General features: G+C 55.6%; 18 protein-coding genes. 11 read left to right on the top strand and 7 right to left on the bottom strand.

The window, feature by feature from the left end; all coding sequences use genetic code 11:
- The first annotated feature begins 58 nt into the window (after positions 1 to 58).
- The 7 genes from hutI to hutH all read left to right on the top strand — a co-directional run bounded on the left by hutI (position 59) and on the right by hutH (position 7,002).
- Positions 59 to 1,276: an imidazolonepropionase gene (gene hutI / locus IAI47_RS13255; RefSeq protein WP_008925088.1), complete on the top strand. Its 1,218-nt coding sequence runs from the start codon at positions 59 to 61 to the stop codon at positions 1,274 to 1,276.
- Positions 1,273 to 2,064 carry an N-formylglutamate deformylase gene (hutG, locus tag IAI47_RS13250; RefSeq protein WP_008925089.1) on the top strand — a complete coding sequence of 264 codons (792 nt, stop codon included), beginning with the start codon at positions 1,273 to 1,275 and terminating at the stop codon, positions 2,062 to 2,064. The genes hutI and hutG overlap by 4 nt, the downstream gene beginning before the upstream one ends.
- Positions 2,065 to 2,371: 307 nt before the next feature.
- Positions 2,372 to 3,220 (top strand): transporter substrate-binding domain-containing protein, encoded by an 849-nt coding sequence (locus IAI47_RS13245; protein WP_008925090.1) that lies wholly within the window; start codon positions 2,372 to 2,374, stop codon positions 3,218 to 3,220.
- Between the two features lie 12 nt (positions 3,221 to 3,232).
- The gene (locus IAI47_RS13240) at positions 3,233 to 3,952 is read left to right on the top strand and encodes an ABC transporter permease (RefSeq protein WP_003851749.1); all 720 of its coding nucleotides are present in this window, start codon (positions 3,233 to 3,235) and stop codon (positions 3,950 to 3,952) included.
- A gap of 8 nt (positions 3,953 to 3,960) precedes the next feature.
- Positions 3,961 to 4,701 (top strand): ABC transporter permease, encoded by a 741-nt coding sequence (locus IAI47_RS13235; protein ID WP_008925091.1) that lies wholly within the window; start codon positions 3,961 to 3,963, stop codon positions 4,699 to 4,701.
- A complete protein-coding gene (locus tag IAI47_RS13230; RefSeq protein WP_003851746.1) occupies positions 4,694 to 5,488 on the top strand; it encodes an ABC transporter ATP-binding protein in 795 nt (264 codons plus the stop codon). Before IAI47_RS13235 ends, IAI47_RS13230 begins: the two co-directional genes overlap by 8 nt.
- Before the next feature lie 8 nt (positions 5,489 to 5,496).
- Positions 5,497 to 7,002: a histidine ammonia-lyase gene (gene hutH / locus IAI47_RS13225; protein ID WP_033743015.1), complete on the top strand. Its 1,506-nt coding sequence runs from the start codon at positions 5,497 to 5,499 to the stop codon at positions 7,000 to 7,002.
- A gap of 3 nt (positions 7,003 to 7,005) precedes the next feature.
- Here the strand turns inward: hutH and IAI47_RS13220 are convergent, their stop codons facing one another.
- Positions 7,006 to 7,638, bottom strand: coding sequence for a flavin reductase family protein (locus IAI47_RS13220; RefSeq protein ID WP_003851743.1), 633 nt, complete (start codon positions 7,636 to 7,638; stop codon positions 7,006 to 7,008).
- 141 nt (positions 7,639 to 7,779) lie between these two features.
- Here IAI47_RS13220 and rlmF point away from each other — a divergent pair, with 141 nt between their 5' ends.
- A complete protein-coding gene (rlmF, locus tag IAI47_RS13215; RefSeq protein ID WP_008925093.1) occupies positions 7,780 to 8,712 on the top strand; it encodes a 23S rRNA (adenine(1618)-N(6))-methyltransferase RlmF in 933 nt (310 codons plus the stop codon).
- Between the two features lie 75 nt (positions 8,713 to 8,787).
- Here rlmF and glnQ read toward each other — a convergent pair whose 3' ends face one another.
- The 5 genes from glnQ to rhtA all read right to left on the bottom strand — a co-directional run bounded on the left by glnQ (position 8,788) and on the right by rhtA (position 13,054).
- Positions 8,788 to 9,510, bottom strand: coding sequence for a glutamine ABC transporter ATP-binding protein GlnQ (gene glnQ, locus IAI47_RS13210; protein ID WP_003851741.1), 723 nt, complete (start codon positions 9,508 to 9,510; stop codon positions 8,788 to 8,790).
- Entirely contained in the window at positions 9,507 to 10,166 is a 660-nt protein-coding gene (gene glnP, locus IAI47_RS13205) for a glutamine ABC transporter permease GlnP (protein ID WP_003851740.1), read from the bottom strand. The genes glnQ and glnP overlap by 4 nt, the downstream gene beginning before the upstream one ends.
- Before the next feature lie 78 nt (positions 10,167 to 10,244).
- Positions 10,245 to 10,991, bottom strand: a complete 747-nt coding sequence (glnH, locus tag IAI47_RS13200; RefSeq protein WP_003851738.1) for a glutamine ABC transporter substrate-binding protein GlnH — start codon at positions 10,989 to 10,991, stop codon at positions 10,245 to 10,247.
- 319 nt (positions 10,992 to 11,310) lie between these two features.
- Entirely contained in the window at positions 11,311 to 11,814 is a 504-nt protein-coding gene (dps, locus tag IAI47_RS13195) for a DNA starvation/stationary phase protection protein Dps (protein ID WP_003851735.1), read from the bottom strand.
- Positions 11,815 to 12,139: 325 nt separating this feature from the next.
- Positions 12,140 to 13,054: a threonine/homoserine exporter RhtA gene (gene rhtA, locus IAI47_RS13190; RefSeq protein ID WP_003851733.1), complete on the bottom strand. Its 915-nt coding sequence runs from the start codon at positions 13,052 to 13,054 to the stop codon at positions 12,140 to 12,142.
- A gap of 368 nt (positions 13,055 to 13,422) precedes the next feature.
- Between rhtA and ompX the strand changes: the two genes are divergently transcribed.
- On the top strand, positions 13,423 to 13,935 hold the full coding sequence (gene ompX, locus IAI47_RS13185; RefSeq protein ID WP_008925816.1) for an outer membrane protein OmpX: 513 nt from the start codon (positions 13,423 to 13,425) through the stop codon (positions 13,933 to 13,935).
- 236 nt (positions 13,936 to 14,171) lie between these two features.
- Here ompX and IAI47_RS22065 read toward each other — a convergent pair whose 3' ends face one another.
- Entirely contained in the window at positions 14,172 to 14,363 is a 192-nt protein-coding gene (locus IAI47_RS22065) for a hypothetical protein (RefSeq protein WP_003850513.1), read from the bottom strand.
- A gap of 252 nt (positions 14,364 to 14,615) precedes the next feature.
- Between IAI47_RS22065 and mntR the strand changes: the two genes are divergently transcribed.
- Positions 14,616 to 15,074, top strand: a complete 459-nt coding sequence (gene mntR / locus IAI47_RS13180) for a manganese-binding transcriptional regulator MntR (RefSeq protein ID WP_003850512.1) — start codon at positions 14,616 to 14,618, stop codon at positions 15,072 to 15,074.
- A 20-nt stretch (positions 15,075 to 15,094) separates the two neighbouring features.
- Positions 15,095 to 16,204 (top strand): SLC13 family permease, encoded by a 1,110-nt coding sequence (locus IAI47_RS13175; protein WP_003850511.1) that lies wholly within the window; start codon positions 15,095 to 15,097, stop codon positions 16,202 to 16,204.
- Positions 16,205 to 16,310 lie beyond the last annotated feature (106 nt).

Genomic DNA, 16,310 nt, shown 5'->3' with positions numbered 1-16,310 from the left:
TTGTATATACATATACATACTTTGAGGCACAGTGTAAACGGTGGAGGCTTAGGCAGCGATGGCAGAAGAGATGCGTGTAGATACGGTATGGACCGGGGCCGACCTGGTTACCATGCGTGGCGGAAAGTACCATCTGATTCCGCAAGGCGCGCTGGTGGTGCGGGCAGGTAAACTGGTATGGGTGGGCCCGCAGGCGGAGATGCCCGCGTTCGTCGCCGATCAGCATCATCAACTGCCAGGCGGCATCGTGACGCCTGGGCTGGTGGATTGTCATACCCATCTGGTGTTTGGCGGCGACCGCAGCCAGGAGTTTGAACAGCGCCTGAATGGCGTCAGCTACGCAGAGATCGCCGCGCAGGGCGGCGGTATTCTCTCCACCGTGCGCGCCACCCGCGCGGCCACGGAAGAGGAGCTGGTGGCGTCGGCTCGCTGGCGGCTTGATCGGCTGCTGGCCGAAGGCGTCACCACCGTGGAGATTAAGTCCGGCTATGGTCTGGATGAAGAGAGCGAACTGCGGATGCTGCGGGCGATTCGCCAGCTGGGAGAGAGCGTGTCCGCCGATGTGCGTGCCACCTGTCTGGCAGCACATGCCTTTCCGCCGGAGTTTAAGCACGACCCGGATAGCTGGGTCGATATCATCTGCGATCGACTCCTGCCGCAGGTGAAGGCGCTGGGGCTGGCGGATGCGGTGGATGCGTTCTGTGAGCATCTCGCCTTTTCCCCTGCGCAGGTGGCGCGGGTGTTTGACCGGGCGGTGGCGCTGGGTATGCCGGTGAAATTGCATGCGGAACAGCTTTCGGCACTGGGGGGCGCAGCACTGGCGGCGCGCTACGGCGCACTCTCTGCGGACCATCTTGAATACGCCACGGAAGAGGATGCCAGGGTGATGGCAGAGCATGGCACCGTCGCGGTGCTGCTGCCTGGTGCGTTTTACCTGCTGCGTGAGACCCAGCGCCCGCCGGTGGAAAGCTTCCGGCGACATGGGGTGCCGATGGCACTGGCCAGCGATGCGAATCCAGGCACCTCGCCTGCGCTGTCGCTGCGCCTGATGCTCAACATGGGTTGCACGCTGTTTGGCATGACACCGGAAGAGGCGCTGGCGGGCGTCACCCTGTGGGGAGCAAAAGCGCTGGGGCTGGCTGACAGTCACGGCTCGCTGGAGGCGGGAAAAGTGGCAAACTTCGTGCACTGGCCGCTGGCTCGTCCCGCGGAACTGGTTTACTGGCTGGGTGGTGAGCTGCCCTGTAACGTTATTTATCGTGGAGAACCACAATGAACCCTTTCTATTTCACCCAGGGCAGCCTGCCGCTGCTGGTCAGCATTCCTCACGCCGGGACCGACCTGACACCCGACGTGGAGGCTGGATTAAGTGAGGCCGCGCGCGGCCTGCCTGACACCGACTGGCATATCCCGCTGCTGTATGATTTTGTGCGTGACCTCGGGGCCAGCGTGTTAATTGGCCGCTACTCCCGTTTTGTGGTTGATCTTAACCGTCCGCCCGATAACCAGCCGCTCTACACGACGGCCACCACTGGCCTGTTCCCGGAAACGCTGTTCGACGGCACGCCGACCTTTGCGCCAGGTAAAACGCCTGATGCCACGGCGCGTCAGGGCTACATCGATCAGATCTGGCAGCCTTATCATCAGCAGATTCAGCAGGAGCTGGCGCGGCTTAAAGCGCTGCATGGTTATGCGCTGCTGTTTGATGCTCACTCCATCGCCAGCGAAATTCCCCGCCTGTTTGAGGGCCGTCTGCCCGATATCAATGTTGGCACCAACGACGGTGCAAGCTGTACACCTGCCATGAGCGCGGCGATTGAAGCAGTATGCAGCGCACAGAACGACTACAGCTGGGTGATTAACGGACGCTTTAAAGGCGGCTACATCACCCGCGCTTATGGACAGCCGCAGCAGCATATTGAAGCCGTCCAGCTGGAGCTGGCGCAGCTCAACTACATGGATGAGATGCCTCCTTACGCCTGGCAGCAGGCGCGTGCCGCTCAGTTACAGAAAGTGCTGAAGGCGATGATTCATGCCATGCTGGCGCAGGCTAAACCGCAGTAAATCAGCGATGCGCCACGCCGGTGCAGCGCTGCGCTAATCGGGTGCAGGTGAGGGCAGCCTGTGTGGCTGCTCCCTTGCTACCGCCTCCATTCTTCGCTTTTTCAGAGCTGGCATAACCTTTGCTTGGTTGTATGTACAAGTACTGCAGTGCGTGCTCTATCTGAATAAATTCCGTCTGGCTCACAAAATGAAAAAGCCGGCAATGAACTGCGTTGCGTTAACTTGTATATACATGACATATCATCTTGTGGGGTTTATGTTAAATCTCATCAGGGCGATCACCAGGCCGCTACTTCAGGAGAACCGTATGACACACCCTCTGACTCTTCGTCGTTTATGTCTTACTACGCTGGTTTCCAGTTTGCTGCTCTGTGGCGTCAGCGCCCAGGCTAAAGAGTGGAAGTCGATCACCATTGCCACTGAAGGCAGTTATGAACCCTGGAACCTCACCCTGCCGGGCGGCAAGCTGGGCGGTTTCGAACCGGAGCTGATGGCGGATCTCTGCCAGCGCATGGCGATCCAGTGCAAGCTGGTGGTGCAGAACTGGGATGGGATGATCGCCGGACTGAATGCCGGAAAATATGACGTCATCATGGATGCGATTGTGATTACGCCCGACCGCAAAAAAGTGGTGAATTTCACCGTGCCTTACGCCTCAACACCCGCCACCTTTATCACGGTAAAAGGGTCACTGCTGCCCGCTGACAGCAAGATCATCAAACTCACTGACGATGAAAAAACCATTGAGCCTGCCATCGCACCCCTGAAAGCAGCGCTGAAGGGCAAAACGATTGGTATCGCCTCTGGCACGGTCTATACGCCGTTTATCGACAAATACTTCAAAGGGGTGGCGGATGTGCGTGAATACACCAGCTCAGCCGATGCGATTCTTGATTTGCAGGCCGGACGCATTGATGCGGTGTTTGACGATGTGACGTTCGCGCAGTCGATGCTGGCACGACCGGATAACCGCAACCTCAGTTTCAGCGGTCCTCAGCTGGGCGGCCCAATCTGGGGTGAGGGCGAGGCGATGGGTGTACGCATGGCCGACAACGATCTGAAAGCCCGACTGGATCAGGCGATTAAAGCCGCGCTGGCCGATGGCACAGTGAAAAAGCTGAGTGAGAAGTGGTTCAAAACTGACGTCACACCCTGAGTGAGGTAACTGATGATAAGCCTGCTGAGTTTTGGCCCGGACGGCTGGGGACGGTTGATTCTGAGTGCCACGCTGACCACGTTGCTGCTGTCGTTTTGCGCGCTGCTGGTCGGCGCGGTGGTGGGATCGGGCGTGGCCGCCGCAAAGTTATCCCCGCACCGGGCGGTACGCTGGCTGGGTGAAAGCTACTCGGTGATCTTTCGGGGTATCCCTGAATTGCTGGTGATCTACCTGTTCTACTTCGGTGGATCGGGACTGATCACGCAGATCGGACAACTGTTTGGCGCAGACGGTTTTATCGAAGCGCCGCCGTTTCTGATCGGGGCATTGGCGATCGGGCTTATCTCCGGCTCTTACCAGGCGGAAGTCTATCGTGCCGCGCGGCTGGCTCTGGCGAAAGGGGAGATCGAAGCCGCCGTCGCCATTGGCATGCCGCGCTGGCGCATCCGGCAACGTATCCTGTTGCCGCAGGTGGCGCGCTATGCGCTGCCCGGCCTGTCTAACGTCTGGCAGATGAGCCTGAAAGATTCCGCGCTGGTATCGGTGACCGGCATTGTCGAGCTCATGCGGGCCAGCCAGATAGCAGCCGGTTCTACCCGGGACTACTTCTCCTTTTACCTGGTGGGCGGTGCCTGTTATCTGCTGCTGACGCTGCTGTCGAATCGCGCCTTTCTGCGCGCCGAATCCCGTCTGGGTCGCGCCTGGCAAAGCCGCACCGCTGCACAGCATTAAGGAGAGTTATGATTGATTTTGCGTTCCTTACTGACACCTTCCTGAAACTCAGCGCGGCGCTGCCGGTCACGCTCGGCCTGTTTATCAGCGCCTTTCTCTGCGGGGGCGTGCTGGCGGTCGGTATTCTGGCGCTGCGCATGAGCCGCTGGCGGCTGCTGAGTGCATTCGCCCGCGGCTACATTCTGGTGTTTCGCGGCTCGCCGCTGATGATTCAGTTGTTCCTGATCTACTACGGGCTGGGACAGTTTGGGGTGATCCGCCACAGCGTCTTCTGGCCGTTTCTGCGTGAGCCTTTTACCTGCGCGGTGCTGGCCCTGTCCCTCTGTACCGCCGCCTACACGGCGGAGATCCTGCGCGGCGCGCTGCTGGCGGTCCCGCCCGGTCAGGTGGAAGCGGGGATGGCATGCGGCATGTCGCGCGGCCTGCTGCTGCGGCGCATTATCGCGCCGGTGATGCTGCGTTATGCGCTGCCTGCGTACTCCACCGAAGCGATTCTGCTGGTGAAATCAACCGCGCTGGCGAGTCTGGTGACGGTGTGGGATGTCACCGGGGTCGCGCAGCAGATTATCCAGCGTACTTACCGCACCATGGAGGTGTTTCTCTGTGCGGCGGCGATCTATCTGATCCTCAACTTCATCATTGTTCAACTGTATGCCCTGCTGGAGCGGCGTCTGACACCGGTTCATAAACCGGAAAAAAAGCCGTTACCGGCCGCTAAGCCGATCCCCGGAGGAGAAAAAAATGTCTGAACTGCCACCTGTCACGCTGTCGGCCAGCGATATCCATAAATCCTTTGGTGCGATGGAGGTGCTGAAGGGCATCTCGCTGCAGGCGCATCAGGGCGATGTCATCTCTATTCTCGGTGCCAGCGGCTCCGGTAAAAGTACGCTGCTGCGCTGTATCAACCTGCTGGAGACGCCTGATTCTGGCGTCGTCAGCGTGGGCGGTGAAACCATTGAGATGAAGCGTCATGCACGCGGGCACCAGCTGGCGGCTAACCCGCGTCAGATTGAACGGCTGCGTTCCCGGCTGGGGATGGTGTTTCAGAGCTTTAATCTCTGGTCGCATCTCACCGTACTGCAAAACGTTATTGAAGGGCCGCACTACGTGCTGAAGCGCGATAAAAAAGCCTGCATCGCTCAGGCAGAACAGCTGCTGGATCGGGTTGGCCTGCTGAATCGCAAAGACTTCTATCCCGCTCAGCTTTCGGGCGGCCAGCAGCAGCGGGTGGCGATCGCCCGCGCGCTGGCGATGGACCCGGAGGTGATGCTGTTTGATGAACCGACATCGGCACTGGATCCGGAACTGGTGGGTGAGGTGCTGAAGGTGATGCGCAGCCTGGCCGAAGAGGGGCGCACCATGCTGGTGGTCACGCACGAGATGGGCTTTGCCCGCAACGTCTCAAACCGGGTCGTGTTTATGCATCAGGGCACGATTGATTGTCAGGGCACGCCAGAGGCGATGTTCGGCGAGGCGGGATCGGCGCGCTTTAAGCAGTTTATTTCCAGCCATCATCAGGTGGAGCCGGTGGTATGAGCGACGTCATGAGTCAGACGCGGGTCTGGGGCGATGGTCCGCTTAAATGGCAGGAGCTGGTGAAGGTCGCCCGGCATGGCGCGACACTGACGCTGAGCGACAGCGCCTGGCAGCGAATTGCCCGGAGCCGTGAAATCGTCGGCAACATCGTCGCGGCGGGGCAGGTAGCCTACGGCATTAATACCGGATTAGGGGCGTTGTGCAACATTACTCTTTCCGAAGATGAACTGAGCCAGCTGTCGCGCAATACCTTACTGAGCCATGCCTGTGGTGTCGGGCCGGTGCTTAAAAAAGCGGAGGTCCGCGCCATTCTGTGTGCCGCGATTGCCAACTACAGTCATGGCAAATCGGGTGTGTCAGTGGCGCTGGTGCAGCAGCTGCTGGCGCTACTGAATCTGCAGATTACCCCTCAGGTTCCGTCCCAGGGATCGGTGGGCTATCTGACCCATATGGCGCATATCGGTCTGGCCCTGATCGGCATCGGCGAGGTGGAGTGGCACGGCGAAATCATGCCCGCGCAGCAGGCGCTGGCCCAGGCAGGCTTAGCGCCTTACCGGCCAGGTGCCAAAGAGGGATTGAGCCTGGTCAACGGCACGCCTTGCATGACCGGCTTAGCCTGCCTGGCGCTGGACGATGCCGGGCGTCTGCTGGACTGGGCGGATGTGACAGGCGCAATGAGTTTTGAAGCGCTGCGCGGTCAGCTGGTGGCGTTTGATCCAGAGGTGCTGGCACTCAAGGCCAGCCCGGGAATACAGTGCAGTGGTGAACGTCTGCGCCAGTTGCTGAGTGACAGCCCGCTGCTGAACGCGAGCGTCGGCATCCGCACTCAGGATGCGATGAGTCTGCGGTCGATGCCGCAGGTGCACGGCGCCTGCCGCGATCAGTTTGATCACGCCGCACGTCAGGTGGAGACTGAACTCAACGCCTGTACCGACAATCCGCTGATTCTGGGCACGCCGCAGGAGTGGCGCGTGGTGTCACAGTCACATCCGCACGGTGAATCGGTGGCGATGGCCTGTGACCTGCTGGCGATTGCGCTGGCGGAGCTCGGGAGTATTGCCGAACGACGGCTGGATCGGCTGGTAAACCCGCTGGTCAGTGGCCTGCCGCCGTTTTTGGTGGCCGAGCCTGGCGTCAATTCTGGCATGATGATTGCGCAGTACGTCGCGGCCTCACTCTGCGCGGAAAACCGTCAGCTGGCGCAGCCTGCGGTACTCGACAACTATGTCACTTCAGGATTACAGGAGGATCACGTCAGTCTTGGCACCGGTTCGGCGTTAAAGCTGCTGAAGCTGGTCAGCAACGTCGATCACATCATCGCGATTGAATATCTGCTGGCGGCGCAGGCGCTGGAGTTTCACGGTGAATCACAGCTGGCAGCCGGCACGCGGCGCGCCTGGCAGCATCTGCGGCAGGTGGTTGAACGCTGGCAGCAGGATCGCTGGCTGGCGCCCGACATCGCCTGTGCGGTGGCGCAGATAAGGGCGCACCGGACCGATGCGCTTGTGGGGTGAGGATTATTTGCGGCGTGCGTCCGGACGGACTAAATCAAAGCGCTGCGCTTCACTGATGCCGTAATAGGCGCTGGGACCACCTGCACGAAGTATCGGTTCGGCTTTTGCGGTCTGATAAATGCCCGCTTCCAGCAGCGATTCATCGATGTGGATCGCGACCGCTTCACCCAGCACCAGCCAGCTGTCGACCAGATTGCCACTGGCATCCTGCAACTGAATCAGCTGGGTCAGACGACACTCAAAGTTGACCGGGCTTTCCGCCACCAGACTGGCACCAACCTGTGATGCCGCCAGTGGTGTTAACCCTGCAAAGGCAAACTCATCCTGATCGGCTGGCAGCGAAGCGGAACTTTCGTTCATCGCTTCGGCCAGCGGGCGGGTAGCCAGGTTCCAGACAAACTCTTTGGTGTCCGCAATGTTCTGCACGCTGTCTTTCCAGCCGCTGCTGGCGAAACCGATAATTGGCGGATGATAGTTGAAGCAGTTAAAGAAGCTGTAAGGGGCCAGATTGCGCTGGCCGCTGGCGCTGACAGAGCTAATCCAGCCGATTGGTCGTGGTCCGATAATGGCGTTGAGCGGATCGTGGGGCAGACCGTGACCAGCACGGGGTTCATAGGAATAGCGTTTCCGGGTCATAACGTCTCCAGCAGGTGATTTTATTTATCTTAGCCCGACAGCATCACCCGACGGAATCGGAAAGCGGTAAGCGGATGGTGCGGGTTTATTTTCCGCCGCCTACAGCGTATTGTACGCGCGCCTGAATAATTGAGAGAACGTATGAAAAAGTCAGCCAGCACGTCGCCCTTCCACGCCCGCAATCGCCATCAGGGCGAATACGATTTTGCCGCGTTAACCGCTGCTCATCCGCCGCTGAAGGCTAAAGTCCGGCCTAATGGTTATGGCGTGAAGTCCGTGGATTTTGCGGACCCGGAGGCGGTGATGCTGCTGAACCAGGCGCTGATCAAACTCTTTTACGACATCGACTGGCAGCTTTCTCCCGGCTCACTCTGCCCGCCGGTACCGGGACGCGCCGATTATCTGCACTACCTGGCCGATCTGCTGGCGCTGGATAACAACGGCGTTATCCCGATGGCGGACATTCTCGATGTTGGCTGCGGCGCAAACTGCATCTATCCACTGATTGGTGCGGCAGAATATGGCTGGCGCTTTACCGGCACCGAAATTGATGACGCCGCCATCAAAGCCGCTAACCGCATCGTTGCGGCTAACCCACGCCTGACGCGCCAGATCCGTCTGCGTCGTCAGAAAAACAGCGATGCGGTGCTGGCGGGTGTGGTCAGCAAAACGGAATTCTTCAGCGCGGTGATGTGTAATCCGCCATTCCACGCGTCGCCGGATGAGGCAGTGGCAGGTTCGCAGCGCAAGGTCCGCAATCTCGGACTGGACAAGAGTGCGCCACTTAACTTTGGCGGGCAGCACAATGAGCTGTGGTATCCCGGTGGCGAAAAGGCGTTTATCGGCAAGATGATCGCCGAGAGCGTGGCGCTGGGTCGTCAGATCGGCTGGTTTACCTCGCTGGTGTCGCGCAAAGAGAACTTGCCGGCACTGGAAAAGCAGCTGCAGGCGCTCGACGTTGCTGAAGTGCGGGTGGTGAACATGGCCCAGGGTCAGAAACAGAGCCGCTTTCTGGCGTGGAGTTTTATGCCTGCCGCACCGCGCAGCAAACTGCTGAGTCGTCTGGGAAGTTAGGGTTTTCCCGGTGCAGGCACGCTATTACTGCGGCCAGGGGCATAAAAAAACGGGCCGCTTAGCGGCCCGTTTTGATCAGGAGACGTGCTGCAGGAATTCGCGCAGACGGTCACTGGGTGGATTGCTGATCAGGCTGTCAGGATCGCCATCTTCCGCAATCCGGCCTTTATCAATAAAGATCAGGCGCGAGGCGACCTTCTGTGCAAAGCCCACTTCATGCGTCACAATCACCATCGTCATGCCTTCTTCCGCCAGATCCTGCATCACTTTAAGGACTTCATGACGCAGTTCCGGGTCCAGCGCTGAGGTTGGCTCATCGAACAGCATCATCTTTGGCTTAACCGCCAGCGCACGGGCAATCGCCACGCGCTGCTGCTGGCCGCCGGACAGCTCAGACGGAAAATGATGTGCACGCTCTGCCAGGCCCACTTTGCCCAGCAACTCACGCGCCAGCTGGCGTGCCGCTTCTTTACTGGCGCCACGCACCCGGATAGGACCAAAGGCAACGTTGTCCAGCGCACTCATCTGTGGGAACAGATGAAACTGCTGGAATACCATGCCCGCTTCCTGACGAATCAGGCGGTCATCAACTTTCGGGTCATTCACGCGCAGGCCATCAACAATCAGCTCGCCGCTGGTGATCTCTTCCAGCTTGTTAATGCAGCGTAAAAGGGTGGATTTACCGGAACCGGATGGGCCGATAATCACCACCACTTCGCCCTGGTTAATCTTCAGATCAATATTGTGCAGCACCTGGGTCTGGCCAAAATGCTTGGAGACATCTTTAAATTCAATCACAGGATTTTCACCCTTTTCTCAATGCGGCGCAGCACAAAGCTCAGCACCAGCGTAATCACCAGATAGATGATCGCGACGGCGCTCCAGATTTCCAGAGCGCGGAAGTTACCGGCAATAATCTCCTGACCCTGACGCGTCAGTTCAGCCACACCAATAACGATAAACAGCGAGGTATCTTTGATGCTGACAATCCACTGGTTGCCCAGCGGTGGCAGCATACGGCGCAGCGCCAGCGGCATAATCACGTAGCGCAGCGTCTCACGGCTCGACAGGCCAAGCGCCAGTCCGGCTTCGCGGAAGCCCTTATTAATCGACAGCACGGCACCACGCGTAATCTCCGCGATATAAGCGCCAGAGTTAATCATGATGGTCACTACCGCTGCGCTGAAGGGATCAATGCGCAGGTCGGGGAACGCCATCGGCAGAGCAAAGTAGATGAACATCACCTGCACCACGATAGGGGTGCCGCGGATAATTTCGATAAACACCAGTGCGATGTTATTGGTGATCCAGCCGCCGTAAGCGCGGGCAAAACCGGCAATCAGCCCGATAAACAGGCCGCCAACCAGTCCAATAACAGAGATTATTAAAGTCAGTTTAGCGCCTTCAAGCAGCGCTGGCATGGCGGGCCAGATGACGCTCCAGTCAAACTCCATGGTGTCACTCCAGATATGTTGCGATGGAAAAAAGCAGGGAAAAAGTTTCCCTGCTGAAATCAGATAACGGGCAAATTATTATTTAGGTTCGGTGCCGAACCATTTTTTATAGAGCGTGTTATAGGTGCCGTTCTCTTTCAGGGTTTTCAGTGCGCCGTTTACTTTTTCACGTAAATCGTCGCTGCCTTTCGGGAAGGCGATACCATACTGCTGCGCTTCAATCGAATCGCCTACCGCTTTAAAGCGGCCTTTACCGGCGGTGTGGATGAAGTAAAGAATGTTTGGCGTGTCATGCAGCACGGCGTCCGCACGGTTAGTGCCCAGTTCCATGTAGGCGCTGTCGATGTTCGGGAACTGACGCAGGTCTTTAGATTTGATGTGGGCTTTTGCGTATTCCACAGAGCCGGTGCCGCTTTTCACAGCAACCACTTTACCGTTCAGATCGCTGATGCCTTTGATGTCGTTTTCATTGTTACGCACCATTACCTGCAAACCGCTTTTGTAATAGCCATCAGAAAACTCGATCGCTTTTTTACGTTCTTCGGTAATGGTGATGCCCGCAAGGGCCAGATCGACATTGCGCGTTTGCAGTGCAGGGATGATGCCGCTGAAGTCCATTGGCTTCAGGGTATAATCCAGCTTCAGCTCTTTCGCAATGGCATCCCACAGATCCACATCAAAGCCGACATATTTGTCACCCTGTTTGAATTCGAACGGAACAAAGGCGGTATCGGTAGCGACAACCAGCTTCTTATCTGCTGCAGTGGAAGAGAGGGAGAAGGCCAGCGCCAGCGCGGCCACAGAAACTTTTAACAGTGACTTCATCATTTTTCCTTTTTTTACTACCAGGCGGCAGGGCCTGCGTTTGCGGCTTGTCATATGAAATAATTATGCCAACTTTGCAAGTTTCGCGAAATCAGAGAGTTAAATAACATAGCTGACACGATTTTGCAGTTAATTCTGCCTTTGCACCATTTAGGTGCTCAGTTTTGGTGCATATGGCTGTTTTGGTGCAAGCGGTAGTGTGCCTCAGATGTTAAGGCTGTGAAGCGAAGGAAGGAAGAACTGTTAACAGGGTCATAAAAATGCGGTAACGCAGACGTAAAAAAGGCGGGTTTCCCCGCCTGATTGACTGCATTGAGTTTTATTCAATGTTGGCTTCGATGAACCACAGGAATTTGTCCAGGTCACGTGATGCCGCAGTAAAGATGTCAGCGGTATCTTCATCTTTCACTTCAGTAATGGCTTTACGGGTATCATTAGCCACGACGCTATAACGGTCTGCCAGCGCTTTCAGGTGATCCTGAACGCTGTGAATATTCAGCGGATAGCTTTTCAGCGGCGTCGTATCGTTAACAACCTGCGTGGTGCCCAGTGCAACGCCGCCCAGCTGTACCACACGCTCAGCAATGGTGTCCTGATGCTCGGTGATTGCAGTACGGAAGCCGTCCAGCATTTCATGTACACCGATGAAGTTAGCACCGCGCATGTTCCAGTGCGCCTGCTTAGTAATCAATGACAGGTCAATAAACTCGACTACCAGACGGTTCAACACCGCGATGGTGGCTTTCTTCTCATCTTCGGCCACGTCATTACGGGTATAAATCAGGTCAGCAGATTTAGTTTTAACCAGTTTAGCGGTACTCATCGTTTCAGTCCTCTCTTTGATGGTTGTCCTAATCAAGTACCGGATAAGTATAGCAGCGCTTTTCAGCTTTGCAGAAACGACTTTATCGATAGATGAAATAGTGCAGGTCTTTATTAAATGCGGGAAGGCACAGACGAGGTTAACGCAATGTTAAAATAAAAGCGCTTGTATTTAATTAATTAAATCAATGCTTTAATTTTACATGTAAATAACAGGTAAGCGTCTGTTTCAAAATAGTCAGAACCTGGACAGGGAATGGTTAAGAATAATTCTCATGATGAGCATGATTGTTATTTAGCCCACCACAAAGGCAGGCTAAAGGCGTTTATTTCTGACCAGAATCTGATAATTCCACGCTGCTTAACTGGCTCTTTTTCGGTCGCATGGTCAGCGTTGAGCCTGCCGAAGCGATGATGATTGCCAGTAGCGCCAGCCACTGTAGGCCGGTCAGCGTTTCGCCCAAAAACAGCATGCCGGAAAAAGCGGCCATGGCGGGTTCCAGACTCATCAGCGTGCCGAAGATGCGCGCCGGTAAGCGGGTAAGGGCGATCATCTCCAGTGAGTAGGGTATCGCGCTGGAGAGCAGGGCAACCAGCAATGCGATCGGCATCACGGCCCATGTCCAGATGCCACTTTCTGCAAACGTCAGCCCCAGCGGTACAAAAATCACCGAAGCAATCAGCGAACCGATAGCCACTGTCGCAGGACCATGTTCTGCACCTGCCCGCTGTCCCGCCAGGATATAGATTGCCCAGCAGGCACCCGCACTCACGGCCAGTGCTGCGCCCAATGGATCAATCGCGGTCATCCCTGTCCCAAACGGCAGCAGGAACCACAAACCAATCACCGCCAGCAGCACCCAGACAAAATCCAGTGGTCTGCGCGATCCAAACAGCGCCAGCGCCAGTGGACCGGTAAACTCCAGTCCCACCGCCACGCCCAGCGGCACAGTGCGAATCGCCAGATAGAATGTGAAGTTCATGGTGCCCAACGCCAGACCATACATCAGCAAAGGCAGACGTTGTTCCCGGCTAAAGCGTAAACGCCAGGGTTTAAAGATGACACAGAGTATCAGGGTGCCAAAGCCCAGACGCAGCGCGGTGATTCCCGTCGCCCCAACAGAAGGAAACAGGCTTTTTGCCAGAGAAGCACCGCCCTGCAGCGACAGCATCGCAATCAGCAGTACGGCAATTGGCAACACGATTGGCGCAAGATTTTTAGAAGCGGGAGAGGCAGACATCCTGTGTACTTTTCCTGGTCATCAACGTAACGAGTGGGCCAGTGTAAAGGAAATGTCAGGCAAAAAATCATGAGTCAGCGTTTTTAATTTGCCTTAACTGCGCAAATTTTGGCCAAAATCAGTGCCATTTAGGTAAAGAAATGTCAGGTTTTTTTAGGAATTAACTTAAACGGCAAATTGAGCACAAAAAGATTATTGCAGGAAGATGACGGATTTTATAAGAAAAATGAATGACATAGTATGTCGCATTAACGTCCTGTTACACCAAACTTTTTGTTAGACAACAAAATCCGGGCAGAGTTTCTCGCTATTTTTTGTTATATTTTCAGCGTTGTCAGGAGAGAAGTATTTTCACATTTGAGGTGGTTATGAAAAAAATTGCATGTCTTTCAGCATTAGCCTGTGTACTGGCAGTATCTGCAGGTTCAGCAATGGCACAGAGCACCGTAACTGGTGGCTATGCTCAGAGCGATTATCAGGGCGTAGCGAACAAAGCTAACGGCTTCAACCTGAAATACCGCTACGAAGACGGTTCTAACCCACTGGGTTGGATCGGTTCATTCACCTACACTGAAAAAGATCGTACCGAAGATGGCGTTTACAACAAAGGCCAGTACTACGGTGTGACCGGTGGTCCAGCTTTCCGTCTGAACGACTGGGCTAGCATCTATGGTGTTGTCGGTATCGGCTATGGTAAATACCAGGGCAACGAAACTGCATCACGTGATAAAACTGACACCAGCGACGTAGGTTTCTCTTACGGCGCAGGCATGCAGTTTAACCCAATGCAGGACATCGCACTTGACGTTGGTTACGAGCAGAGCCGTATCCGTAGCGTTGACGTCGGTACCTGGATTGCTGGCGTAGGTTACAGCTTCTAAGTTTAGCTTAGCTGACCTGCAAAAAAACGGCCCCTTGTGGGCCGTTTTTTATTGTGCTGATTTTACCCGCCACCCCGACTTACCTGTCGGTCTCCCGTCTCATTCTCTGGCAGACGCTGATCTGCAGGCATGCCCCTTTCAGCCTCAGGGCAGTTTCTTATGAGGGGAAAAAACAAAGAGAACAAACAGAGGGGCGTGAGCCTTTCAACCGCAGGCAAAAAGGCTCTGAATCAGGATTAGCCGCGCCAGATAAGATTCGGACAGCGAGGTTCGGCAGGCTTATGGCCCAGCAGTTTTTCAATCAGCATCAGACGCAGTGTGAAAGGGGAACGCGTCAGCAGGCACAGCCAGGATTTAAACTCCGTGGTTGTTTTCTTCTCTGTCTGGAAGCATTTGCTGCAATCTAAGCAACATTTCAGAGTGCTCATAGAATTACCTCCCAATCCTGATCGACGCGGTAACCAGCAGCGTGGGGTGAGAGCGTCATCATCACCAGAGCAACAGAAGATCACTAGGGATCATGCGTTGGCTGCTTACATTATCAACAAAGATAGCACTGGCTATATCGTTTAGCCAAGGCTAATGACGAAAAATTTGAGCTTCTTTGTGGCTGGTTTACAATGAGCGCAGCTAAATCCGTACAGCAGCGTCAGTACGGGAAATAATAATGAGGAAGCTGAATGAGTCGTCGTGCTAAAAGCGTGGTTTCTGCGCCGAAAGGACCACTGAAAGATATTGAAGAGCATGTCGAAGGTTTTCGGCAGGTGCGTGAAGCGCATCGTCGGGAGTTAATTGATGACTACGTTGAGTTAATCTCTGATTTAATTGGTGAATTTGGCGAAGCACGTCAGGTCGATATGGCAGCCCGTCTGGGCGTTTCGCAACCGACAGTGGCTAAAATGCTGAAACGACTTGGCAGTGCCGGGCTGGTTGAGCAGGTCCCTTACCGCGGTGTCTTCCTGACCAGTGAAGGGGAGAAGCTGGCAGAGGAGAGTCGCGCCCGTCATCATATTGTTGAAAGTTTTCTGCTGGCGTTAGGCATCAGCCCCGAAACGGCCCGACGCGATTCAGAAGGTATTGAACATCACGTCAGTGATGAAACTCTGGCTGTATTTAAGAAGTTCTCCGAAACCCGTTAACGCTAAGGCGTACCCTCACCATGCCACAACTGCTTCGATCTTTTTTGCATGACTCAATTTTGCATTTATTAATCGTGATTGGTGTAGTTCTGGCATTCCTGGCGGATTTCCGCTGGGCCGATCTGCCCGGAGCCGTAGACTGGCATACCATTATCACACTCACCGGGTTATTGATTCTGACCAAAGGGCTGGAAACCAGCGGCTACTTTGACGTGCTGGGAGGACGCCTGATTGCGCGTTTCCGGCACGAACGTGCGCTGGCGCTATTTATGGTACTGGCTGCCGCGTTGCTCTCCACGTTTTTAACCAACGATGTTGCGCTGTTTATTCTGGTGCCGCTGACATTAACGCTGCGGAAGTTCTCTCATTTACCTATCTCGCGACTGATCATTTTCGAGGCGCTGGCAGTGAATGCCGGGTCGCTGCTGACGCCGGTCGGCAATCCGCAAAACATTCTGCTGTGGAGTCACGGCAAGCTCAGCGTTATTGCATTCATTGTGCAGATGCTGCCGCTGGCCGCCTGGCTGCTGCTGAGCCTGGTCGTGCTGACCTGGTTTAGCTTTTCAAAGCGGACAATTGATAAACATGACAACCCGGAGCAGCCGGAGTGGCAGAAGCCACTGTTTATTGTCAGCGTGGTGTTATACCTGCTGTTTATCGCCGGTCTGGAGCTGGAAATCACCGGCTGGATACTGCTGGTTATCCTCGCCACCTTTATGGTAATGGCGCGTCCGGTGCTGCAACGTATCGACTGGAGCCTGCTGGCGGTGTTTATCGCCATGTTTATTGACGTCTTCCTGCTGACACGTCTGCCGGTAATGCAGGCTCACTTTGATGCGGTGGCGCATTTCGGCCAGGGGCAGCTCTATCTGCTGGCGATTGGTCTGTCACAGGTGATAAGCAATGTCCCGGCGACGATTCTGCTGCTGCAAAAAGTCCCGCCAACCGATGTGCTCGCCTGGGCGGTCAACATCGGTGGATTCGGTCTGCTGCCAGGTTCACTGGCTAACCTGATTGCTCTGCGTATGGCGAAAGATCGTGCCGTATGGTGGCAATTTCATCTCTTTTCCCTTCCTTTGCTGGCCTGGTCAATGGCCAGCGGCTGGCTGCTGCTGCGGTTGCTCAATTAGGCCCGATACATCCTGCTATCGCTGTCAGGTGGCAGGATGTGCGGCATTCCTCAAGTTTCGTAAAGTTGCACTGGATTTTGTCAATTTCCGATATAAGGTTAACAGG

Origin of the sequence: Pantoea sp. MT58 (assembly GCF_014495885.1) — a bacterium.
Classification (GTDB): Bacteria; Pseudomonadota; Gammaproteobacteria; order Enterobacterales; family Enterobacteriaceae; genus Pantoea; species Pantoea eucalypti.
This window is presented reverse-complemented; position numbering and strand designations above follow the sequence as displayed.